Annotated in this window: 18 protein-coding genes; 13 read left to right on the forward strand and 5 right to left on the reverse strand. The window is 67.2% G+C overall.

Annotation, left to right across the window (positions count from 1 at the left end):
- Positions 1-99 precede the first annotated feature (99 nt).
- The gene (locus tag ACX12F_RS00895) at positions 100-1,272 is read left to right on the forward strand and encodes an AI-2E family transporter (protein WP_459367855.1); all 1,173 of its coding nucleotides are present in this window, start codon (positions 100-102) and stop codon (positions 1,270-1,272) included.
- Here ACX12F_RS00895 and mmpL3 read toward each other — a convergent pair.
- From mmpL3 to trmB, 3 genes are all read right to left on the reverse strand, one after another.
- A complete protein-coding gene (gene mmpL3 / locus ACX12F_RS00900; protein WP_459367856.1) occupies positions 1,232-4,201 on the reverse strand; it encodes a trehalose monomycolate exporter MmpL3 in 2,970 nt (989 codons plus the stop codon). The genes ACX12F_RS00895 and mmpL3 overlap by 41 nt on opposite strands.
- Before the next feature lie 97 nt (positions 4,202-4,298).
- Entirely contained in the window at positions 4,299-4,979 is a 681-nt protein-coding gene (locus tag ACX12F_RS00905) for an NYN domain-containing protein (RefSeq protein ID WP_459370571.1), read from the reverse strand.
- A gap of 45 nt (positions 4,980-5,024) precedes the next feature.
- On the reverse strand, positions 5,025-5,837 hold the full coding sequence (trmB, locus tag ACX12F_RS00910) for a tRNA (guanosine(46)-N7)-methyltransferase TrmB (RefSeq protein WP_459367857.1): 813 nt from the start codon (positions 5,835-5,837) through the stop codon (positions 5,025-5,027).
- Positions 5,838-5,926: 89 nt separating this feature from the next.
- On the opposite strand from trmB, the gene ACX12F_RS00915 reads away from it, so the two are divergent.
- The 10 genes from ACX12F_RS00915 to ACX12F_RS00960 all read left to right on the forward strand — a co-directional run bounded on the left by ACX12F_RS00915 (position 5,927) and on the right by ACX12F_RS00960 (position 19,603).
- A complete protein-coding gene (locus tag ACX12F_RS00915; RefSeq protein WP_459367858.1) occupies positions 5,927-6,940 on the forward strand; it encodes a hypothetical protein in 1,014 nt (337 codons plus the stop codon).
- Between the two features lie 219 nt (positions 6,941-7,159).
- Positions 7,160-8,989 carry a phosphoenolpyruvate carboxykinase (GTP) gene (locus ACX12F_RS00920; protein ID WP_459367859.1) on the forward strand — a complete coding sequence of 610 codons (1,830 nt, stop codon included), beginning with the start codon at positions 7,160-7,162 and terminating at the stop codon, positions 8,987-8,989.
- A gap of 357 nt (positions 8,990-9,346) precedes the next feature.
- Positions 9,347-10,624 carry a calcium:cation antiporter family protein gene (locus tag ACX12F_RS00925; protein ID WP_459367860.1) on the forward strand — a complete coding sequence of 426 codons (1,278 nt, stop codon included), beginning with the start codon at positions 9,347-9,349 and terminating at the stop codon, positions 10,622-10,624.
- Positions 10,625-10,678: 54 nt separating this feature from the next.
- The gene (gene fadD4, locus ACX12F_RS00930) at positions 10,679-12,205 is read left to right on the forward strand and encodes a fatty-acid--CoA ligase FadD4 (RefSeq protein ID WP_459367861.1); all 1,527 of its coding nucleotides are present in this window, start codon (positions 10,679-10,681) and stop codon (positions 12,203-12,205) included.
- A 94-nt stretch (positions 12,206-12,299) separates the two neighbouring features.
- On the forward strand, positions 12,300-13,313 hold the full coding sequence (locus ACX12F_RS00935) for a MaoC family dehydratase (RefSeq protein ID WP_459370572.1): 1,014 nt from the start codon (positions 12,300-12,302) through the stop codon (positions 13,311-13,313).
- A gap of 19 nt (positions 13,314-13,332) precedes the next feature.
- A complete protein-coding gene (locus tag ACX12F_RS00940) occupies positions 13,333-14,364 on the forward strand; it encodes a PucR family transcriptional regulator (protein WP_459367862.1) in 1,032 nt (343 codons plus the stop codon).
- A 214-nt stretch (positions 14,365-14,578) separates the two neighbouring features.
- Positions 14,579-15,142, forward strand: a complete 564-nt coding sequence (locus ACX12F_RS00945; protein ID WP_459367863.1) for a nuclear transport factor 2 family protein — start codon at positions 14,579-14,581, stop codon at positions 15,140-15,142.
- Entirely contained in the window at positions 15,135-16,829 is a 1,695-nt protein-coding gene (casI, locus tag ACX12F_RS00950) for a steroid-22-oyl-CoA synthetase (RefSeq protein WP_459367864.1), read from the forward strand. Before ACX12F_RS00945 ends, casI begins: the two co-directional genes overlap by 8 nt.
- Positions 16,830-16,851: 22 nt before the next feature.
- The gene (locus ACX12F_RS00955) at positions 16,852-18,402 is read left to right on the forward strand and encodes an FAD-binding protein (RefSeq protein WP_459367865.1); all 1,551 of its coding nucleotides are present in this window, start codon (positions 16,852-16,854) and stop codon (positions 18,400-18,402) included.
- A gap of 46 nt (positions 18,403-18,448) precedes the next feature.
- Positions 18,449-19,603, forward strand: coding sequence for a 3-ketosteroid-9-alpha-monooxygenase, oxygenase component (locus ACX12F_RS00960; RefSeq protein WP_459367866.1), 1,155 nt, complete (start codon positions 18,449-18,451; stop codon positions 19,601-19,603).
- A gap of 66 nt (positions 19,604-19,669) precedes the next feature.
- Here ACX12F_RS00960 and ACX12F_RS00965 read toward each other — a convergent pair whose 3' ends face one another.
- On the reverse strand, positions 19,670-19,948 hold the full coding sequence (locus tag ACX12F_RS00965) for a hypothetical protein (RefSeq protein WP_459367867.1): 279 nt from the start codon (positions 19,946-19,948) through the stop codon (positions 19,670-19,672).
- Positions 19,949-20,220: 272 nt separating this feature from the next.
- Entirely contained in the window at positions 20,221-21,138 is a 918-nt protein-coding gene (locus ACX12F_RS00970) for an alpha/beta hydrolase (protein ID WP_459367868.1), read from the reverse strand.
- Between the two features lie 97 nt (positions 21,139-21,235).
- Between ACX12F_RS00970 and ACX12F_RS00975 the strand changes: the two genes are divergently transcribed.
- Together ACX12F_RS00975 and ACX12F_RS00980 are read left to right on the forward strand one after the other, a co-directional pair.
- Positions 21,236-22,723, forward strand: a complete 1,488-nt coding sequence (locus tag ACX12F_RS00975) for an amino acid permease (protein WP_459367869.1) — start codon at positions 21,236-21,238, stop codon at positions 22,721-22,723.
- Between the two features lie 45 nt (positions 22,724-22,768).
- On the forward strand, positions 22,769-24,127 hold the full coding sequence (locus tag ACX12F_RS00980; RefSeq protein WP_459367870.1) for a WS/DGAT/MGAT family O-acyltransferase: 1,359 nt from the start codon (positions 22,769-22,771) through the stop codon (positions 24,125-24,127).
- Positions 24,128-24,195: the final 68 nt, after the last annotated feature.

The following is a 24,195-nucleotide window of genomic DNA, read 5'->3' on the forward strand; positions in this document are numbered from 1 at the left end:
GCGCTTAGCGTATCCGGCGTGTCGCGGGCGGCTCGCCGTGTGCGGTAAGCATCATGCAACAACCTCGTGGCGTCGTCCGTCGGCGCTACGCTGGCGCCCATGTCGCATGCCCACGAAGCGGTCGATCCGGTGGTACGCAAGGCCGCGGCCTGGTCATGGCGATTGCTGGCGATCTTCGGTGCAGTGCTCGCCGCGTTGTGGGTGGTGACCAAGCTCGAAGTTATCGTCGTACCGGTGCTGCTGGCCACCTTGGCGACGGCGTTCCTGTTGCCCGCCGTCGATTTGTTGGCCCGGCGCGGACTGGCGCGCGGTGCGGCCGTCGCGGTCATGCTGTTGAGCTCCATCGTGGTGATGGGCGGCATCCTGACGTTCGTCGTCTCCCAGTTCATCGATGGTGCTCCGGCGCTCGTGGAGCAGGTCACCCGAAGCATCGACGGCGCCCGCAAGTGGTTGACCGAAGGCCCGATTCTGCATCTGAGCAGCGAGCAGATCAACAGCGTCGGGCAGACCGCCATCGACGCGCTGAAGAACAATCAGTCCAGGCTGACCAGTGGGGTGTTCTCCACTGCCGGCGCCCTGACCGAGATCATCACCGGTCTGCTGCTGACGCTCTTCACCCTGATCTTCCTGCTGCACGGCGGGCGCGACATCTACGAATTCGTCACCAGGATCGTCCCGGCCTCGGTCCGGGACCGCGTGCGCGACGCCGGCCGGGCGGGGTTCGGCTCCCTCATCGGGTACGTCCGCGCGACGTTCGTGGTGGCGATGGTCGACGCCGTCGGCATCGGCACGGGGCTGGCGATCATGGGCGTGCCACTGGCGCTCCCGCTGGCGTCACTGGTGTTCCTGGGCGCGTTCGTGCCCCTGGTCGGTGCCGTGCTGACCGGTTTCGTGGCCGTGGTGGTGGCGCTGATCGCGAAGGGCTGGATCTACGCGCTGATCGCGCTCGGCCTGATCATCGCGGTCCAGCAACTGGAAGCCCATGTGCTGCAACCGATCGTGATGGGCCGCGCGGTGTCCGTCCACCCGCTTGCCGTCGTGCTGGCCATCGCCGGTGGCGGCGTCATGGCCGGCGTCATCGGCGCGCTGATCGCGGTACCCATCGTCGCTTTCCTCAACAGCGCCATCCGGGTGCTGGTCGCCAGCGATCCGGACGCCGAGCAAGCTGAGCTACTCGCCGAAGCCGGTTCCGTCGCCGCCGCGGCGGTGTCGCAGGAGGGGAAGCCGCCCGCTACAGACGGCCCTCCCGGCGCAGCAGATCCGCAGCGCTGACCCCGCCGCCGGTACCGCGGCGCTGGGTCTGCTCGGTGTCGATCTTCTCGGTGGCCTCCGGCGCATCGGCCGGCTGGGCGCGGAACGCCGTTGTCGGCTCGTTGCCCTCGCCCGGCGCGTCTGACGGGGTCTGGATCTGCGGCCCCGAGGCGCTGAGGTTGCCCCGCAGCTGCCCGAGCCACGACTCGATCTCCCGATTACCGTCATGGCCCGTGTCGGCGGGCCGCTCGACACCGCCCGGCGCACGGAACGCGGTGGTGGCGGGGTCGGCCTGACGGAACGCGGTGGTCGCCGCGTCACCGACGGCGGTGGCGGGCGGCGTCGGCTCTCCGTTCTGCGGGGTGACGGCGCGGGTCACGTTCGACACCACGTTGCGGAAGGCGCCCCGGGCGGCGCTGAACCGGGTGGTCGCGGGCTCGGCAGACGGAGCCGGCGGCGCGGCCGGGGCCTGCGGAGCCGGGGCCTGCGGCGGAGCGCTCGGCATGCGGTTGGTCGGAGCCTGGCTCGGCGGCTGCGGCTGACCTGGGACGATGCGGGCCGGCATGGCCCGCTGGCCGGCGGCCGGATGCGTGGGATCGTGCGGCGGACGGGCCGGAGCACCCGACCCGACCAGCGCGCGCGGGTCCTCGGGTTCGCGAACCGTGGGACGCTTGCGTTCGTCGGGCAGCTCGGTCTCGCCGAGACCCAACTTGACCTGGATACGCTTCATCCACAGCGGCGCCCACCAGCAGTCGTCGCCGAGCAGCTTCATCACGGCCGGCACCAGGAACATCCGGATGACGGTCGCGTCGAGCAGCAGCGCCATCAGCAGGCCGAAGGCCAGGTACTTCATCATCACCAGGTCGGAGAACGCGAACGCGCCGACGACGACGGCCAGCACCAGCGCCGCGCCGGTGATCAGGCGGCCGGTCGTGGCAGTACCGATCCGGATGGCCTCTGCGGTGGACATGCCGCGCTCGCGGGCCTCCACCATGCGGGACACCAGGAACACCTCGTAGTCGGTGGACAGACCCCAGATCACCGCGATGATCAGGCCGATCATCGGGGCCATCAGCGGCTGCGGCGTGTAGTTCATCAGTCCGGAACCGTGCCCGGCCTCGACGAACATCCAGGTCAGGATGCCCATGGTCGAGCCAAGGGTCAGCATGCTCATCAGGGCGGCCTTGATGGGCAGTACCAGCGAACCGAACGCCAGGAACATCAGCAGGGTCGTGGTGATCACCAGGATCAACCCCATCAACGGGAGCTTGTCGAACAGCGTGCTGATGCTGTCCTGCTCCAGCGCCGGAGTACCGCCGACCATGACCTTGATGCCGTGCGGTTCCTGCAGGGCGCGGAGTTCGTTGATCTTGTCGGCGGCGTCACCGCTGTTGACGAGACCGTTGGACAGCACACGGACGGACGGGTTCTTGGTGCCGCCATCCTGGTAGGTCCGCTCGGCCCACATCTTGGACTTGTCGTTGTCGTCGGGGGTGACGAACCCGCTGATGGTGCCTGCGTTGGCCCGTACCTGGGCGAGCTGCTGATCGGTGACCGGCTGGCCGTTGTCGCTCTTGACCACGAGGGTGAGTGCGTTGGTGCGGAAGCCGGGGAAGAGCTTGTCGAATTCTTCCTGCGACGTACGGACCGCGTTGTCCGGCGGTAGGTACTTTTCGCTGATACCGGCCAGGGCCAGTTGTCCCAGCGGGATGACCAGCAGGATCATGCCGACGGTGATCGGCACGGCGAACGCCAGCGGCCGTTTCATCACGACGTTGACCAACTTGCCCCAGAAGCCCTTTTCGACTTCTTCGCGGGTCTTGGTCTTCTGCGTCTTCTCGGCGAACCAGTCGATGATTCGGCGGGAGAACGGCCAGTTGGCCAGGAACGGCACCTTCAGCAGGGTGCGCACTCCCAGCGCGTCGACGTTGGTGCCGAGGATGCCCAGTACCGCAGGCAGCACGGTGTTCGACAGGAAGGCTGCCAACAGGACCGACGCGATGATCGCGTAGGTGATGGACCGCAGGAAGCCCAGTGGGATCAGCAGCAGCGGCAGCGAGGACGCGACGATGATCACGGCGGAGAACGCCACGGTCCGGCCCGAGGTCATGACGGATCTTCGTACCGCGGCCTCGACGTCGTAGCCTTCGGCGAGCTCCTCTCGGAACCGGCTCACGATGAACAGGCCGTAGTCGATGGCGATACCGAAGCCCATCATCGTCACCACGGGCTGGGCGAAGAAGTGGACGGGCCCGAATTCCGCGGTGAGGCGCAGGATGCCGAGCGCGCCGCCGATGGTCAGACCACCGATGATGGCGGGCAGCGCCGCGGCCACGGCGCCACCGAAGACGAAGAACAGCACGACGGCGACGAGCGGCACGATGGCGAGCTCGGCGCGCTTCTGGTCGGTGCCGATGGTGCCGGTCAGCTCGCTGGCCAGCGGCTCCATGCCGGCCAGCTTGATGTTGCCGCCGTTGACCTTCTGCAGGTCCGGGGCGACGGCCTGATAGTTCTTCAGGATCGCGTCGTCGTTGTCGCCCTTGAGCGGGACGGTGATGAAGGTGTGTCGCAGGTCCTGCGTCGTCATCTTCTTCAGCCCGTCGCTGGGGGCCTTCAACCAGCCGACCCAGGCGACGACCTTGTCCTTGTTGTCGTTGACGAAGGTGTCCAGCTCGGCGCTGACCTTTTTCTGCCAGGCCGGGTCGGTGATCTTCTTGTCGTCGGGCGGCGTCAGGATGGCCACCACGAGGCTGGTCCGGTCGCGGCCGTAGACCTCGTCACCGAGCACCGAAGCGGCGACGGACTCGCTGCCTTCGTTGTAGAAGCCACTCTGCGTGACATGCTCGCCCAGGCTGGACCCGTATACGGCGCCACCCAGGCACAGTGCGACCATGACGCCGATCACTATGTATCGGAATCGGTACACCGTTCGACCCCACCAGGCGAACACGTCAGCTCCTCACGATTATCTGCATAAAATATTGCTCAAAGGCACTCTCTAAGAGGTTGCCATTCTCAGCCACCGCACACGTCATCTGTAGTTTTTCCTAAACGCGCGAGCTCAGCAGCGCGGACAACGGCCGGAAGGGCTGCAGCCACGCGCCCTGATCAGGCAGCGAATCCAGGCCGATCCGCGGCAGCGGCTCCCGGAAGACACCAGGGATGTCCTCCAGGTCGACGAAGTCCAAGGTATCCGACGCTAACGCCCAACTGGCATGTTCGCGAAATCCGACCACGGTCGCGGGGGTGCCGTCGTGGGCGATGTCTTCCAGCGGTTGACGGAACGCCTGGCCGTCCGCCGAGGCCACATAGATGCCGGCCAGACCCTCGCTGCGGCGCAACGCGATGTGCGCCAGCATGTCGCTATCAACATCACTGTCGTCATCCGTCTTCGGCTTGGCGAACACCGCGAAACCGACGTTGCGCAGTGCCTCCACCCACGGCCGCACGACATCGGCGCTACCCGGGGCAATGTTGGTGAAGACGGTCGCTTCGGGTTCCAGGGACACCGGCGCCTGGTCGGGCCGCCGGCTGGCCGCGATCTCGCTGGTGCGGGCCAGCAGCCAGCGGCCCAGCGCGTCGAATCGCGGCCGGTGTGCGGCCGTCGGACGGCCGCCGAGGATCGACCCGAGGCCCATGTCCAGGTTCGGCGCGTCCCAGACGAGCAGTACGCGGTGCGGGCGCGGACCCGGCGGCGGGGCCGACGGGTAGGGCTTGGCCTGGGGGATGGCTTGCGGCGCGGCCTGTGGAAAGGCCTCAGTGGTGGTGGTCACCTAGAGCCTTTCCCAGATGAGCTCGGTGATGGGGCTGCCCATCCGCATGCCCCGCGCCTCATATTTGGTGGTGGGCCGCTGCACCGAGATCGGCAGGTTTGCGTCGACTGAGGTGCGGCGCAGCGTTGGCTCGGCGTCGCCCACCTCGGCGATCTGCACGGCGTAGTCCGCGTGGTCGGTGGCCGCGTGCAGGATGCCGCCGGGCTTCAGGCGGCTGGAGATCAAGGCCACCGTTTCGGACTGCAGCAGCCGGCGCTTGTGGTGGCGGGCCTTGGGCCAGGGATCGGGGAAGAACACGCGGACCGCCGTCAGGGTGCCCGGCGCGATCATGTGTTCCAGCACGTCGACGCCGTCACCGCGGACGAATCTCACATTCGTCAGACCCGCCCGGTCGACGCCGCCGAGCAGTTGGGCCATGCCCTTGCGGTAGACCTCGACGGCGATGACGTCCAGGTGCGGTTCCTCCTGCGCCATGGCCAGCGTCGAGATGCCGGTGCCGCTGCCGATCTCCAACACGACCGGCGCGGTGCGGCCGAACCAGGCGGTGGTGTCGATCAGCGGGGCGGGTTCGCCGTCTTCGGACCGGGCGACTTTGCCCAGCTCAGGCCAGCGGCGGTCCCACGTGCTCTGCTGACCGGCCGACAGTGCCGACCGGCGGGACCGGAAGCTGGTGACGCGCCGGTGCTGGTGGGCGGGGGCGGCGGTGGATTCGGCCGCTGGGGCGCTGGCCGACGAGGCAGCGTCGTCCTCCCCCGTCGCTTCGCTCGCCCCGGTGTCCTCGCGCTGGGCATACATCTGTCCATGGTCTCTCATTTGGCTGTGAGAGCCCGCATCGCGGGGCAGATTGATACTCAACAGTTGCCTGAAATCGGCGTCAGGCGCACCCGCGCCGAGGTGCGACGATGGCATCGGGGGACATGGTGTCAGGGGACGTTTGGCAGCGCTTCACGGCTGCGTTGGAGGGATTGACGGCCGAGGTGCCGGAGCTGGTGCGCGCCGTCTCCGGTCCCGACACCGATGACGCCGCCGGCCAGTATCGGGCGATTCGTGCGGCTCTGGCTGAAATCGCTTTGGCTGCAACAGAATCGGACGACGACCGCGTATCGCGGTGGTTGGCATCCGATACGACCGCGGCCCTGGTCACCGCTGCGGCGACAGCGGTGCTGGAAGCCGACGGCCTCGTCGTCGACCGCGGTATGGACGCCGGCGTACATCTGCGGCGGGCCGTGCACTGGCGCCGCTACGGCCTTCGCGCCACCGACGACCTGCACCGCCGCTGCGCCGCAGACATCAGCCGCGGCTCGCTGCGGCTGTTCGCCCAGTCCGGCATGTGGCGGGTGACGTCCCGCCTGGAGCTGCAGCGGATTCGGCTGGAGCTGGTCCGGGATGCCCGTAGGCGGTTCAGTGACGCGCGCGCCGACCTGCTCACCCGGGTGCCGTCGGCCCGGGAGGGGGCCGCGGGTTTCGAGGCCGAGGTCCGTGACCGGCTGGCGGCGGTGGCCGACGACGTGCGCGGTCAGACCGCAACGGCACTGGGCGTTCCCCGGCCTTCCGAACGGTGGCCACGGCCTGGCATCACCGCGCCGGTGCTGACCCAGCGGCCGGACGAGATGTGGTTGGGCCTCGTGCTGGGCGCGGGTTTCGGCCTGGGCGCGGCAATGGGGCTGGCCAGAGTGGCCGCCGGGCTGACCGGGGTGCCCGACGCGGTCGGCGGGGCACTGGGACTGACGCTGGGGCTGGCGCTGACCGTGGCGGTCATCGCCGTCCGCTCCCGTCTGCATCGGCGGGCCGTGCTGGAACGGTGGGTCGGCACGGCCGTCGCGGCGGCGCGGCAGACCAGTGAAGAGGAACTCGCATACCGATTACTGGAGGCGCAGGCAGGTATGGCGTCGGCACATCACAAAACGAAAAATTGAGCGATTTAGGAATTGCGCCGAGCGGACCCGCCGCGCTACTGACGGGTAACTCGTCCGTCGCGCGCCCCGGATGGTGGTACCAGCGGATTCGCGGACCGGTTATCGGTCTTTCTGAATCGTTCTTGTGAGAGATCGGACAGCGGCCCGATTGTCCACTTGTATGTCACTCACGTTAACCTCTAAAGAGGTATAGCTGCGATTTGCGAGCAGGAGAATTTGATGACCTCAGCGACCATTCCCGGTCTCGACGCCGCTCCAACCACTCACGCCGGGCTGCTCGCCTGGGTTCGTGAGGTTGCGGAGCTGACTCAGCCCGACCGGGTCATGTTCGCCGATGGCTCGGCCGAGGAGTACGACCGCCTCGCCGCCCACCTCGTCCAGGCCGGCACCTTCCAGAAGCTGAACGACGAAAAGCAGCCGAATTCCTATCTCGCGCTGTCGGATCCGTCGGACGTCGCCCGTGTCGAGTCGCGCACCTTCATCTGCTCGGAGCGTGAAGAGGACGCCGGCCCCACCAACAACTGGATGGCCCCGGCCGAGATGCGCGCCATCATGACCGACCTGTACCGCGGCAGCATGCGCGGCCGCACCATGTGGGTCGTCCCGTTCTGCATGGGCCCGCTGGACGCCGAGGATCCCAAGCTCGGTATCGAGATCACCGACTCGGAGTACGTCGTGGTCTCGATGCGCACCATGACCCGCATGGGTGCGGCGGCACTGGAGAAGATCGGCGACGAAGGCTTCTTCGTCAAGGCGCTGCACTCCATCGGTGCGCCGCTGGAGCCCGGCCAGCAGGATGTGCCGTGGCCCTGCAACGAGACCAAGTACATCACCCACTTCCCCGAGACCCGCGAGATCATGAGCTACGGCTCGGGCTATGGCGGCAACGCGCTGCTGGGCAAGAAGTGCTACTCGCTGCGCATCGCCTCGGCAATGGCGCACGACGAGGGCTGGCTCGCCGAGCACATGCTGATCCTCAAGCTGATCTCCCCGGAGAACAAGGCCTACTTCATCGCCGCGGCGTTCCCGTCGGCCTGCGGTAAGACCAACCTCGCGATGCTGCAGCCCACCATCCCGGGCTGGCGCGCCGAGACCGTCGGTGACGACATCGCCTGGATGCGGTTCGGCAAGGACGGCCGGCTGTACGCCGTCAACCCCGAGTTCGGCTTCTTCGGCGTCGCGCCGGGCACCAACTGGTCGTCGAACCCGAACGCCATGAAGACCATCGCCGCCGGCAACACCGTCTTCACCAACGTCGCCAAGACCGACGACGGCGACGTCTGGTGGGAGGGCCTGGAGGGCGAACCGGAGCACCTGATCGACTGGAAGGGCCAGGACTGGATCCTGCGGGAGACCGAGACCAAGGCCGCGCACCCGAACTCGCGCTACTGCACCCCGATCTCGCAGTGCCCGTCGGTGGCCCCGGAATGGGATGACCCGCAGGGTGTGCCGATCTCGGCGATCCTGTTCGGCGGCCGTCGCAAGACCACGGTGCCGCTGGTCACGCAGGCCCGCGACTGGCAGCACGGGGTCTTCATCGGCGCCACCCTGGGTTCCGAGCAGACCGCCGCCGCTGAGGGCAAGGTCGGTACCGTCCGCCGCGACCCGATGGCCATGCTGCCGTTCCTCGGCTACCACGTCGGTGACTACTTCCAGCACTGGATCGACATCGGCAAGAACGCCGACGAGTCCAAGATGCCGAAGATCTTCTTCGTCAACTGGTTCCGCCGTGGCGATGACGGCCGCTTCCTGTGGCCGGGCTTCGGCGAGAACAGCCGGGTGCTGAAGTGGGCCATCGAGCGCATCGAGCACCAGGCCGAGGGCAAGAGCACCCCGATCGGCATCGTGCCGACCGCCGCCGACCTGGATCTGGCCGGCCTGGACGTGGACGCCGCCGATGTCGACGAGGCGCTGGCCGTCAACGTCGACGAGTGGCGCAATGAGCTGCCGCTGATCGAAGAGTGGTTCGAGTTCGTCGGCGAGAAGCTGCCGACCGGCATCAAGGACGAGTTCGACGCCCTCAAACACCGCTTGGCTGAAGAGAGCTAGGGCTCTCTCGCACAAACACACAACCCCCGTCTCCCAGGAGATCGGGGGTTTTGTGTATCTGCGAGAGCGTCCCGCGGCGAGGGGTGCTCGAGCCTGACCTGGCTGCGGAAATCCGCGTCGAAAATCGCCCGGTGGTCAGGCTCGGCGAAGTTCGATGCACTCGCGGCGGCTTTCGGCGCTCGCGACGTACAGTAGTCGGCCCTCCGCGCCTGTTCATGGTTAGCCATACAATCAAATTAGGGTACCCGAACTTGAAATATTTATGACTCTGACCAGCAAATTCAGTATCGCGGTCGCAACCAATTCGTAGCTACGGCTAAGTTGCTGGCGCCACTTTGGGTGGTTATCGTCTCCAGCGTGACCAGCACCCGATCAGCCGGACCGACCACGCGTCGGCCACTTGTGCGGTCCCTGCTGCTGGCCGCGGTGTTCGTCGCTCCGGCGGCGGCGCTGCGCCTCACGGGTATCCACCCCAACCCCGTCGTCTCGCTGCTGGCCTTCGGTGCCGCCGTCGTCGCCGCCAGCTTCGTGCTGGCCTGGGCCGCCGAAGCGGCGCAGGTTGACGTGTCCGGTGGCCTCGCCATCGCCGTCTTGGCCCTCATCGCGGTGCTGCCCGAATACGCCGTCGACCTCTACTACGCCTACGTCGCCGGCCACAACGCCGAATACGTCCAGTACGCCGCCGCCAACATGACCGGCTCCAACCGGCTGCTCATGGGTATCGGCTGGCCGATCGTGGTGATCGTCGGGCTGTACGTCGCGCAGAAGATGTCGGCGGACCAGAGCAGCAAACGGGTGCTGGCGCTCGAACCGGGCAACCGGGTCGAGCTGGGCTTCCTGCTCATCGCCGGACTCGTCGCGTTCATCATTCCGGCGACCGGCCGCATCCACTTGGTGCTGGGTGTCGCGATGCTGGCCTGGTTCGGCTTCTACCTCTACAAACTCACCCGCGGTGAGGCTGAAGAGCCTGACCTCGTCGGCACCGCCGCGGCCATCGGCGCGCTGCCGGACCGGGCTCGCAGGATCACGGTCGTGGCGCTGTTCCTGCTGTCCGGTGCGGTGATCCTGTTGTGCGCCGAGCCGTTCGCGAACAGCCTGATCGACGCCGGTGCCGAACTGGGCATCGACCGCTTCCTGCTGGTGCAGTGGCTGGCGCCGCTGGCCTCGGAGGCGCCGGAGTTCATCATCGCGACCATCTTCGCCGCGCGCGGCAAGAGCACCGCGGCCATCGCGACGCTCATCTCGTCCAAGGTCAACCAGTGGACGCTGCTGATGGGCTCGTTGCCCATCGCCTACCTGGCCGGCGGCGGCGGAACCGAGCTCGTGCTCGACGGCCGGCAGATCGAGGAAGTGCTGCTGACGGCCACCCAGACCATGATGGGCGTCGCGCTGATCCTGTCGCTGCGGTTCCATCGGGCGACGGCGTGGCTGCTGCTGGCTCTGTTCGTGGTGCAGTTCCCGATCACCTCCACCACCGGCCGGCTGGTGCTGTGCGGTGTCTACGGTGCGCTGACAGTCGTGGGCCTGGTCATCAACCGTCGTCATGTCGCCGCGACGCTGCGGGCGCCGCTGCGTGGCGGCGACGACGACGGCGCGAGGTTCGATGGCAGGGAATTGTCGGTAGTGACTCGGTAGTAACTCGGCAGCCTCTCTTGACAGGTGTCAAGTTCCCTGTCGTAGAGTGCCGTCATGCAGATTCGCCAGCACGTGGGCAATGGAAAACCGGCCGTCATCTTGCACCCGTCCGGCACGGTCGTGACGTTCGACGAGCTGGAGGCCCGGGCGAACCGCCTGGCGCACCATTTCCGGGCCAACGGATTGGTCGAGGGCGACGTCGTTGCCATCCTCATGGAGAACAACGAGCACATGCACGCCGCGATGTGGGGCGCGCGGCGCAGCGGTCTGTACTACGTGCCGATCAACATCCACCTGACGCCGGCCGAGGCTGCGTACATCATCGAGAACAGCGGAGCGACCGCGGTCATCGGCTCGGCGGCCCTGAGTGACACCTGCGCGGGCCTGGCCGAACACCTCACGGCCGGACTGCCCAAGCTGCTGATGATCGCCGACGGTGCGCTGCCCGGTTGGGATACCTACCCGGAATGCGTTGCCGCCCATCCGGATACCCCGATCGATGACGAGATCGAAGGCGACCTGCTGCAGTACTCGTCGGGCACGACGGGCCGTCCGAAGGGCATCAAGCGCGAGCTGACGCACCTGCCGCCGGCCGAGGTGCCCGGCCTGATGAAGATGCTGATGAGCTTTTGGCTCCCCAAGGACGCGGTCTACCTGAGCCCGGCGCCGCTGTATCACACGGCGCCGTCGGTGTGGTCGATGCAAATTCAGGCCGAGGGCGTCACGACCGTCGTGATGGAGAAGTTTGACGCCGAGGGCTGTCTGGACGCCATCGCGCGCTACGGCATCACCCACGGCCAGTTCGTGCCCGTCATGTTCACCCGGATGCTGAAACTTCCTCAGGAGGTGCGGGATTCGTACGACCTGTCGTCGCTCAAGCGCGTCATGCACGCGGCAGCCCCGTGCCCGGTCGAGATCAAGAAGCAGATGATCGACTGGTGGGGGCCCATCGTCGACGAGTATTACGCGTCGTCCGAAGCCATCGGTTCCACCCTCATCACCGCCGAGGACTGGCTGACGCACCCCGGTTCGGTCGGCAAGCCGATGCTGGGCGTCCTGCACATCCTCGACGAGGAGGGCAACGAGCAGCCACAGGGCGTGCCCGGCGAAATCTACTTCGAGGGTGGCAACACGTTCGAATACCTGGACGACGCCGAAAAGACCGCCGCCTCAAGGGATAAGCACGGCTGGGCCACCGTCGGCGACATCGGCTACCTCGACGAGGACGGCTACCTCTACCTCACCGACCGTCGGCACCACATGATCATCAGCGGCGGCGTGAACATCTACCCGCAGGAAGCGGAGAACGTCCTCGTCACGCACCCCAAGGTGATGGACGCCGCGGTGTTCGGCATTCCGGATGCCGAGATGGGTCAGAGCGTGAAAGCGGTTGTGCAGACCGTGGATCCGGCCGACGGCACGGAGGAATTCGGCGCAGAGCTGCTGGCCTGGTTGCGGGACCGGCTGACGCACTACAAGTGCCCGCGGTCCATCTCGTTCGAAGAGCAGTTGCCACGGACTGACACGGGCAAGCTGTACAAGCAGTCGTTGATCGAGAAGTACGCGGCCTCCCCCGTCTGACGCGGGCTACCGGGACGCACGACTTATCGGCAAGGGTTCGGTTCGGTATCCATCTGTGCCGTCTCATGGACAGGTGCCGGATGTGGGTGCCAGCATTCCCGCTGTGACTTCACGCGGTCAAACGGTGCCAGGCGGGCCATTTTTCGAGGACCTCAGCGTGGGCGAGGTCTTCGACTGGGCGCCGGCCATGACGCTCACCGGCGGTGCGGCAGCGGTGCATCAAGCGATCCTCGGCGACCGCATGCGGCTGCCGTTGGACGCCGGATTGTCCACGGCCGTTACCGGATCGGCGCGGGCGCTGGCGCATCCAGCGCTCGTGTGCGACGTCGCGATCGGGCAGTCCACCCTGGCGACGCAACGGGTCAAGGCGAATCTCTTCTACCGCGGCCTGCGCTTCCACCGCTTCCCGCACATCGGCGACAGCATCACCACGCGCACTGAAGTCGTTGGACTCAAACAGAATTCAGCGAAACCAGGAAGGCCGCGCACGGGGTTGGCCGCCCTGCGCATGATCACCATCGACCAGAACGGCCGCACGGTACTCGACTTCCACCGGTGCGCCATGCTGCCGCTGCGCGACGACGCAGAAGATACGGGCCACGCCGACGACCTCAGCACCATCGGCACTGCGGTTCGGGGCCTCCCGGACCCGGCCGCGGAATGGAATGCCGACGCCTGGCGCTCGGCGGTGCCCGGCTCGAATTTCGATCCGGAGCTCGCCGGCCACGTGCTGACCAGCACTGCCGATGTCGTCAGTAGCGCGCCGGAATTGGCCAGGCTGACGCTCAATATCGCAGCAACACATCATGATTCGCGGATAGCCGGCAGCCGCCTGGTGTACGGCGGTCATACCATCGGCCTGGCACTGGCCCAGGCCACGAGGCTACTGCCGAACATCGTCACCGTCCTCGGCTGGGAATCCTGCGACCACACCGGGCCCGTCCATGAGGGCGACACCCTGTACAGCGAGCTGCATATCGAAACGGCCCACGGGTCACCGTCGGGCCGCGGCGGCACGCTGGATCTGCGGTCGCTGGTGTTCGCAGTCGAGGCCGACGGCCCCGGTCGGCAAGTGCTGGACTGGCGGTTCAGCGTCCTGCTTTTTTGAGCATTGCCAGAATGGCGGAGTGAGCACGTTGCGGTTGTCCGAGCTGGGCAGCGACCCGGAGTCGGTGCTGCGGCTGGTCCGCTTCTTCGATGACCTGGACGTCACGGGTGTCGACGCGGTGCTGGCGGCGGCCCAGGCCGTGGCTGGTTGTCCCGTGCGGGTGCGTTGGGACGGTTCGGCGCCGGAGGTGTGGCTGGAGCGTGATGCCCCAGCCCATCCGCTGGACGGCGTCCTGCGCGACCGGGTGCGGCACACGCTGGGAGCCGTCAGTGCCCGCGTGCCGCCAAGTTTCGGCGATCCGGCCCTGGTTGAGGTGGTGCTGTCGAGCCGCGAACGCCCCGAGGACCGGGCCCGGGCCATCAGGCTGCTGGGGTTCGACGAGTCCCGCGAGGTCCGGGTGCTCGCGGTGTCCGCGCAGTCGTCGCCCGAAGCCTTGCGGGTCATCACGTCCGCCCTGACCTCGGTGTCGGTACGGACCGCCGACCTGGGCACCGCGACGGCCGTCGTGTGCCAAGGCCGGAGCGACTCCCGCACCCTGTCTGACGAATTGGACCAGGCCATCGTCACCGCGTTCCCTGCGCCGCTGCCCGAAGGCGCCGACCGCGGGCCCTGGGTCGGCCTCGGGGCGGCCGGCGGAGTCTTCGCCGCACCCACGTCATGGGGTCAGGCCCTGCGGGCATTGCGGTTCGCGTCGTCGACCGGCTTCGGCCGGCGCGCCGTCGCCTACGAGCGGTTGAGCGCCCTGGAGCTGCTGGCCGAGCTGCCACCCGAAGCCACCCGAGGCAGTCACGCGCTGACCCGGATCAACGAGATCGCGGCGACGCCCGCGGGCCGGCTGCAGGTGGAGACCGCGGAGGCGTTCTGCGTGTTCGGGTCCCTGCGGCGGACCGCCGAGGAACTGCACGTGCACCACAGCACGGTCGCGGCGCGGCTGGCGCACATCGAATCGCAGCTGGGCTGGGATATGGACGATCCGCTGGACCGGTTCTCGGCGACTCTGGTCCTGATGATCCGCCGGATCACGCTGTCGTCGGCCGAGCTGGCGGACTGACCCGGCCGCGAGGGTGCCGCTAGACCGCCAATATTCGCGATCGGGTGCTCTGGCTGCACATTCCGCGGTGCCGCCGCCCGCCGGGCCCGACGGTCGTCGGACAATTTGCGCGGATGTGCCGACGTATGTCGGATGACCCAGGGCGGTCGGGTTCGTGATGATTGCCTCACGCGCTGAACAGTCACGCTCAGGCACCGACTCGAGGAGTACCCGCATGGCCATCATCGACCCCACCAGAACCTGGGCTCCGGTGGAGGAACGCCTTGCTGCCACCACCAACGAGCGGCACCGCCAGGTGCTGGGCGTCGTCCTCGAGCACATGAAGGCCGAAGCGGAGCCGGACATGGAACGCCTGATGGCCACGTTGGCGCCGAACCCGGACTACCACTTCTGGTACGCCAACGCCGACATGGGCCCCAAGACCACCGAGGGCGTGCGCGCGTACTACGAGGCGTTCGTCGCCAGCGGCGCCAACCATCTCGTTTTCGAGATCGATCGGCTGGCCGTCGATGACAATCTGCTCATGACCGAAGGCTGGATGAAGATGATCTACCCGGGGCCGGCGGTGCGGGCCATCGGCGTGGAGGTCGACGATCCGGCCGGCGACTACCTGCTGGTGTTCCGTCAGCTCATCAACTGGTCCATCGACGCCGACGGCCTGATCCTGGGTGAAGACGCCTACCAGACGGGGCCGGTCAGCGTCACCAAGCTCGGCGACGAGGACCTGCCGCAGAAGTACCTCGACCAGAAGCGCGTCGCCGCCGAAGCCCATGCCTGATCAGCGCCAAGACGTTGCGACCCTGCTACTCGACCGCCTCGGCGACGGGCGGCTGGGACTGCGCACCCGCGACCAGGACTGGACGTGGGACGAGGTGGTCCGTGAGTCGGCGGCCCGCGGCGCGCTGGCCGCCGAGCTACGCAACGACGGTCCGTTTCACATCGGCGTGCTGCTGGACAACGTGCCCGACTTCATCTTCTGGCTGGGGGCTGCCGCCCTGGCGGGGGCGACGATCGTCGGCATCAACCCGACGCGCGGCAACCAAGAACTGGCCGGCGAGGTGCGACATGCGGATTGCCAGCTGATCGTCACCGATTCGGCTGGGCGCGAACGGCTTTCAGGCCTTGACCTCGGCCTGACGCCGGAGCGCATCCTGGTCATCGACGACCCGGCCTACCACGCCGCGATTTGTGCACGAAAAGGTGCGCTCACCGGACCGAATCGTGCACAAATCGCGGCGGCCGACGGAGTCGGCGCCGAAACGCTGATGCTGCTGCTGTTCACGTCCGGGACCACCGGCGCGTCAAAGGCCGTCAAGTGCAGCCAGGGTCGCCTGGCTTGGATCGCCTACTCGGCGGTGGAGAAGTTCGACCATGTCCGTGACGATGTCGACTACTGCTGCATGCCGCTGTTCCACGGCAACGCCATCATGGCGCTGTGGGCCCCCGCGCTGGCCGTCGGCGCGACGGTGTGCCTGACCCCGAGCTTCTCGGCGTCCGGATTCCTGCCTGATGTCCGCTTCTTCGGCGCGACCTTCTTCACCTACGTGGGCAAGGCACTCGGCTACCTGCTGGCCACCCCGGCGCTGCCGGACGACGCCGACAACCAGCTGCGCCGCGGGTTCGGCACCGAGGCCTCACCGGAAGACCAGGCCTACTTCAAGCGCCGCTTCGGCGCGGAGTTGTTCGAGGGATACGGTTCGAGCGAGGGCGGCAGCGTTGTCGTGCTCGACCCCGACCAGCCCGCGGGCGCGCTCGGCCGCCCAGCCCATCCCGGGGTGGCGATCGTCACCCCCGACACTATGATCGAGTGCGTCCCAGCGGTTTTGGACCGGCACGGCCGCATCCTCAATCCCGACGACGCAGTCGGCGAGATCGTCGACAAGCTCGGCACCAAGAAGTTCGAGGGTTACTACAAGAACGACGCCGCCGACGCCGACCGCATCCGGAACGGCTGGTACTGGACGGGCGACCTCGGCTATCTCGATGAGAACGGGTTCATCTACTTCGCCGGCCGCCGCGGGGATTGGATTCGGGTCGACGGCGAGAACACCTCGGCGCTGTCCATCGAGCGCGTGCTGCGGCGGCACCCCGAGGTCATCGCCGCCGGGGTGTACGCGGTGCCGGACCCGCGCTCGGGTGATCAGGTGATGGCGGCCATCGAGGTGGCCGATCCGATCCGGTTCGACGTCGACACGTTCGTGAAGTACCTGAACGACCAGGACGACCTGGGCCGCAAGGGCACGCCGCGGTTCCTGCGGGTCTCGGCGTCGCTGCCGGTCACCGGCTCCAACAAGGTGCTCAAGCGCGAGTTGCAGGCAGACAAGTGGCATACCGACGAACTGGTGTACCGCTGGGCGGGCCGCCCAGTGGGAAACAGGGTGCCGGACTTTCAAATCATGACCGACGATGCGAAGCGCGCGTTGGACGATGAGTTCACGCAGTACGGACGACAGCGGTACCTCTGACACCAGGTGGGAGATTTTGGGCATGACGGACTGGGACGCGACGGTTGACGTGCTGGTGGCGGGCTCTGGTGGCGGTGGCGTCACCGGTGCCTACACCGCCGCGCGCGAGGGACTCGAGGTACTGCTGGTCGAGGCCACCGACAAGTTCGGTGGCACCACCGCCTACTCGGGCGGCGGCGGCGTGTGGTTTCCCTGCAATCCCGTGCTGCAGCGGGCCGGCACCGACGACACCATCGAGGATGCGCTGGAGTACTACCACGCCGTCGTCGGGGACCGGACGCCGCGCGAACTGCAGGACACCTACGTCCGCAGCGGGGCTCCGCTGATGGAGTACCTGGAAGCCGATCCCAACATCAAGTTCGACATGCTGCCCTGGCCCGACTACTTCGGGAAGATGCCCAAGGCCCGGTTGGACGGTCAGCGGCACGTCGCCGCCCGTCCGCTGAAGGTCGAAAAAGCCCCTGAGTTCAAGGAATTGGTGCGGGGCCCGCTCGACAACGACCGGCTCGGCGTTCCGCAACCCGGCGACTATTTCATCGGCGGCCGGGCGCTGATCGCGCGGTTCCTGGTGGCACTGAAGCAATACCCTTCGGCCACAACGCAGCTCAACACGGCGCTCGTCGAACTGGTCACCGAGGACGGTGCCGTCGTGGGTGCCGTCGTCGAGAGCGGCGGGGTCCGTAAGGCCATCAAGGCGCGCAAGGGTGTGCTGCTCGCGGCCGGCGGCTTCGAGGGCAACGACGAGCTGCGCCAGAAGTACGGCGTGCCCGGCGAGGCGCGAGACACCATGGGGCCCTGGGGAAATCTGGGTCAGGCGCATGAAGCCGGCATAGCCGTCGGCGCCGACACCGACCTGATGGAGCAGGCCTGGTGGTCGCCCGGTCTGACCCACCCGGACGGCCGCAGCGCGTTCGCACTGTGGTTCACCGGTGGCATCTTCGTCGACCAGGACGGCAAGCGGTTTGTCAACGAGTCCGCGGCGTACGACCGCATCGGCCGTGTCGTCGTGGACCGGATGGCCAAGGGTGAGATGACGCTGCCGTTCTGGATGATCTACGACGACGCCGATCACGGAGTCCCTCCGATCAAGGCGACCAACGTGTCCATGGTGGAGACCGAGAAGTATGTCGACGCCGGGCTGTGGCACACCGCCGACACCCTGGAGGACCTGGCCGCCAAGATCGGCGTTCCCGCCGGCCAGCTGGCCGCAACGGTCAAGCAGTTCAACGAATACGCCGACGCCGGCTCCGACCCGGACTTCGGCCGCGGCGACGAGGCCTACGACCGCGCCTTCTCCGGGGGTGCCTGCCCGATGGTCCGGATCGACAAGGCGCCGTTCCACGCGGCCAAGTTCGGCATCTCCGACCTGGGCACCAAGGGCGGCTTGCGCACCGACACCACCGGCCAGGTGCTCGACACCGCCGGCAACCCGATCGCCGGGTTGTACGCGGCGGGCAACACCATGGCCGCGCCGAGCGGCTACGCCTACCCGGGCGGCGGCAACCCGATCGGCACCAGCATGGTCTTCTCTCACCTGGCCGTGCTCGATATGGTCAAACGAGAGGCTTCGTAAGAATCCTGGTTACTCCAGGGCTCGGCGAATTCGGAAGGGACACAACATGACCGAGACTGAGGCCGTTGGAGTCCGGCATATCGACGCGGGTGTCGAGATGACCCGGTTCGCGCGCGGCTGGCATTGCATCGGGCTGGCCGAGTCGTTCCGCGACGGCACGCCGCATTCGGTACAGGCATTCGGCACCAAGTTGGTGGTGTTCGCGGACTCGAAGGGCGACCTGAAAATCCTGGATGGCTACTGCCGCCACATGGGTGGTGACCTGTCCCAGGGCACCATCAAGGGTGACGCGGTCGCGTGCCCGTTCCACGACTGGCGCTGGGGCGGCGACGGCAAGTGCCAGCTGGTGCCCTACGCCAAGCGCACCCCGAGGCTGGCCCGCACCCGCGCCTGGCAGACCACCGAGGTCAACGGGCAGCTGCTGGTTTGGCACGACCCCGAGGGCTCGACGCCGGGGCCAGAGCTGACGCCGCCGACCATCGAGGGCTATGAGGAGGGTCAGTGGTCGCCGTGGCAGTGGAACTCGCTGCTGATCGAGGGATCGCACTGCCGCGAGATCGTCGACAACAACGTCGACATGGCGCATTTCTTCTACATCCACCACGCCTACCCGACGTACTTCAAGAACGTCATCGAGGGCCATACCGCCAGTCAGTTCATGGAGTCCAAGCCGCGGCCGGATTACGCGACGCGCGAGCTGTGGGACGGTACCTACCTGCGGTCGGAGGCTACGTATTTCGGGCCGGCGTACATGATCAACTGGTTGCACAACGACCTTGCTCCGGACTTCACGGTGGAGATCGCGCTGATCAACTGCCACTACCCGGTCACTCATGATTCGTTCGTGCTGCAGTGGGGGGTCGCGGTGCAGCACAACCCGGCCCTGCCGGCCGAGAAGACCGCCAAGCTGGCGGCGACGCTGAGCCGCAGCTTCGGTGACGGCTTCATGGAAGACGTCGAGATCTGGAAGAACAAGACCCGCATCGAGAATCCGCTGCTGACCGAGGAAGACGGTCCGGTCTACCAGCATCGCCGCTGGTACGAGCAGTTCTACGTTGACGTTGCCGATATCAAGCCGGACATGGTCGCCCGGTTCGAGCAGGAAGTCGACACCACTCATGCCAACGACCTGTGGCACGAAGAGGTGGCCAAGAACCTGGCCAACCGCACGCCGGTCGGCAAGGCGCACGCCACTCAATAGCCACGAAAAGAACTGAGCCGCCCTCGCATTCGAGGGCGGCTCGGGCTCAGATCGGTTTGTCGGGGCCTAGCGGGCCGGTTGTGCCTGCGGCGCCGGCTGGCTCTGCACGATGGCGGCGAGCTGGCCCAGGTTCTGCAGCTTGTCCATGTCCGGAGCCGACGGAACCGGCACCGCGGAGAACGCCGGCAGCACCGGGTCGGCCGGCTTGTCCTGCAGCATGCCGAGGGCCATGTATCCAGCCACGCCCAAACCTGCCGCCGTCAGCACCACCGCAGCGGTGGAACGCCGGAACAGCTGCCGCAGGGGGCCGATGTTTTCAGACGTCTGATGGGTCAGGGTGGTCATTGCCGTGCCTCTTCTCTGGCGAAGATCAGACCGAGTTGGTCGTTGGTCTGTTCAACAACCATGCGCCCCGAAATGCTTCCCCGCAAGCGTTTATTTGATGGGCTAATTTCTTGAAAAGCGGGTTTGACCTGCGTAAATAATAGTTAGATAGATTAAGCTAAGTAACGAAGATCACGTTCAGGCCGGGACCGCGGCGCGGGATCGGCAGTGCCGCACCGGGGTTGCGGCGGCCGTGTGGTGGCCCCGAGGGGCCGAGGAGTTAGCCGACGGGCCTAGCCGATGGCGGCTGGGGTCAGCCGCGGCCGCAGGAACTCCATCTGACTGGCAAAGAAGTCGCGGGCCACCTGGGTCTTGGCGGCGACGCCGTCGAAGCCGTGGTACGCACCCGGCACCACTTCCAGCTCGCACGGGACGCCCGCGGCACGCAAGCGCTCGGCGTAGTCGACGTCCTCGTCGTGGAAGACGTCGAAGGTCCCGACTCCGACCCAGGCCGGCGGCAGGCCGGACAGATCAGTGCGCCGGGCGGGGACGGCCACCGTGGGATCCGCGCCACCGAGGTACGCACGCCAGCCGAAGCGGTTCGACTTCTGGGTCCACAACCGGTGGCCCGGATGGTCCAACCCGGGCCGGCTGCCCGACCGGTCGTCGATCATGGGGTACACCAACAGTTGTGCCGCCAGGGGAATCTCCCCGCGGTCATAGGCCAGCTGGGCCAGTGCTGCGGTCAGTCCGCCGCCTGCGCTCGCACCGCCGACGGCCACTCGCGCCGGATCCACGGCAGGCAGCTCGACCAGCCAGCGCAGCGCGGTGTAGCAGTCCTCGAGCCCGGCCGGATACGGATTGTCAGGTGCCAACCGGTATTTCACCGCGGCCACCGTGATGCCCAGTTCGTCGGCGAAACGCCGGCACAACGCGTCGTCCTGCGCCGGGCTGCCGATGAGGTAGCCGCCGCCGTGGATCCACAGCAGTGCGCCGCCGTGGCCGGTTCCGGCCTGTGGACGGTGCAGGCGGATCCCGACGCCCGACGGCAGCGTCAGCACCTCGACGCCCTCGGGGGTGCGGCGTTCCTGCAGGTGGGTGAGCCAGCGAACAGCCCGGATGTTCCACGGCGTGACCGGGTTGCGTGGCATGAACCGCGCGGCGCGCGCCAGCTCGGGGTGGAAGTCGACTGTCTGGGAGCGGCCCGGCATGTGACCGACATTACTGAACCAGGCCGCACCGGCGCGTTCACACACAGGAAACTGGTTGCCCTGCGCGAAACTGCGCATCAGTGTTCACTGAAACGCTATGACTTCCACGCCGCATACGCATGTCGAGCCACCCGGTCTGACGGCCGAAGACGCGGGCTACCACCACACCCTCAAACCGCGCCAGCTGCAGATGATCGCGATCGGCGGCGCCATCGGCACCGGCCTGTTCCTCGGCGCCGGTGGCCGGCTCCACAACGCCGGGCCGGGCCTGTTCCTCGTCTACCTCGTGTGCGGCGGTTTCGTCTTCCTCATCCTGCGGGCGCTCGGGGAACTGGTGCTGCACCGGCCGTCGTCGGGATCCTTTGTGTCGTACGCGCGCGAATTCCTCGGCGAGAAAGCCGCTTACGTCGCCGGCTGGATGTACTTCCTCAACTGGGCCATGACCTCGATCGTCGACTCGACTGCCATCGCCACGTACTTCCACTACTGGTCGGCCTTCGGCGCCATCCCGCAGTGGCTGATCGCGCTCATCGCACTGGCCATCGTGATGGGCATGAACCTGATCTCGGTGACGTTGTTCGGCGAGCTCGAATTCTGGGCCGCCTTGATCAAAGTCGTTGCGCTGGTGACGTTCCTGGTGGTCGGTACCGTGTTCCTGGTCGGCCGCTTCAAGATCGACGGGCAGACCACCGGTGCCAGTGTCATCGCCAACACCGGCGGCTTGTTCCCGAGCGGCGTGCTGCCCCTGGTCGTGGTGACCTCAGGCGTTGTCTTCGCTTACGCCGCAGTCGAACTCGTCGGCACCGCGGCGGGTGAGACGGCCGAACCGCACAAGATCATGCCGCGGGCCATCAACTCGGTGATCTTCCGCATCGCGCTGTTCTACGTCGGGTCCTTGGTCCTACTCGGGCTGCTGCTGCCGTACACTTCCTACAAGGCCGGCGAGAGCCCGTTTGTCACGTTCTTCTCGAAGATCGGCTTCGCTGGCGCCGGAACCGTCATGAACGTCGTCGTGCTCACCGCGGCGTTCTCCAGCCTCAACGCGGGCCTGTACTCCACCGGCCGCATCCTGCGCTCCATGGCGATGAACGGCAGCGCGCCGAAGTTCACCGGCGTCATGTCGAAACGTGGTGTGCCGTATGGCGGTATCTGTTTGACGGCCAGCATCGGCCTGCTCGGCGTCGTGCTCAACGGTGTGGTGCCGGCCCAGGCGTTCGAGATCGTGCTGAACATGGCCGCGCTCGGCATCATCGCGTCGTGGGCCACCATCGTCATCTGCCAGCTGCAGCTGTTCCGGTGGTCCCAGCGCGGCGAGATGGAGCGGCCCGCATTCCGGATGTGGGGGGCGCCGTACACCGGGTACCTGACGCTGGCCTTCCTGGCCGGGGTGCTGGTGCTGATGGCGTTCGACAAACCGGTGGGCACCTGGACGGTGGCGACGCTGCTGCTGATCATTCCGGCGCTCATCATCGGCTGGTTCGTCGCGCGCGGCCGGGTGTACGCGATCGCCAAGCAGCGCCAGGGCTTCACCGGGCAGTTCCCGGTGGTCGCCAACCCGCCACCACCGGGAGAACGCCAGCCCTGACGCGACAACCTGGTCACCGCCCGCCCAATCGCGTTTACTTGGCGGGTGGAGATCATGTCGCCGACCGATGCCTTGTTCCTGCTCGGCGAATCGCGCGAGCATCCGATGCACGTGGGCGGCCTGCAGCTCTTCACCCCGCCAGAGGGGGCGGGCCCGGAATTCGTGCCCGACCTGTACCGGGACATGTTGGCGCACACCAACTTCAACCCCACCTACCGCAAACGCCCGGCGCGGTTTCTCGGCGGCATCGCCAGCTTCGGTTGGGCCTATGACGACGAAGTCGACGCCGAATACCACGTGCGCCGCTCGGCGCTGCCCTCCCCGGGCCGGATTCGCGAGCTGCTGGAGCTGACCTCTCGGCTGCACACCACCCTGCTGGACCGGCACCGTCCGTTGTGGGAGACCTACCTGGTGGAAGGTCTGGAGGACGGCCGGTTCGCGGTCTATTCGAAGGCTCACCACGCGCTGCTCGACGGGGTGTCCGCGTTGCGGATGGCGATGCGCACGCTGTCCGATGACCCGGCCGAGCTGGCGGTGCGGGTGCCGTGGGATCTGCCGTCGCGCAAGCGCACGCCGAAGAAGAGCTCGTCGTTGGTGGGCTCGGCGTTGGAGACGGTGGGCGCGGCAGCCGGTCTCGCACCGTCGACGTTTCGGGTGGCGCGCGCGGCCCTACTGGAGCAGAACCTGACCAGGACGTTCAGCGCGCCGAAGACCATGTTCAACGTCAAGATCGGCGGTGCCCGACGGGTGGCGGCGCAGTCCTGGTCGATCGACCGCATCAAGGCCGTCAAGCAGGCCGCCGGCGCCGTCACGGTCAACGACGTCGTGCTCGCCATGTGCTCCGGGGCGCTACGCGCCTACCTGCTCGAGCACAGCGCCCTGCCCGACGCGCCGCTGATCGCGATGGTCCCGGTGAGCCTGCGGTCCGAGGCTGACGCCGATGCGGGTGGCAACCAGGTCGGCGCGATCCTGTGCAACCTGGCCACCGACGTCAAGGACCCGGCGACGCGGTTGCAGACCATCTCCGATTCGATGCGCGGCAACAAGCAGGTGTTCGCCGGGCTGTCGAAGACGGAGTCCATGGCCCTGTCAGCGCTTTTGCTGTCGCCGATCGCGCTGTCCACCGTACCCGGCTTCGTCGACGCCACCCCGCCGCCGTTCAACATCGTCATCTCGAACGTGCCGGGCCCCCGGGTGCCGATGTACTGGAAGGGCGCTCGCCTCGACGGCAACTACCCGCTGTCCATCGCTCTGGATGGCCAGGCGCTGAACATCACGCTGGTCAACAATGGCGGCAACCTCGACTTCGGGCTGGTCGGCTGCCGGCACAGCGTGCCGCACCTGCAGCGGCTCCTCGGCCACCTCGAGGACTCGCTGACGGACCTGGAGGCTGCGGTCCGTTAGCCGCCGAACGTGAAGAAGATGGCGACTTTTCGCCGATTTTTCGCGATCAAGTTCACGTTCGGCGAGGG

Source organism: Mycolicibacterium sp. HS_4_1 (genome assembly GCF_054515875.1).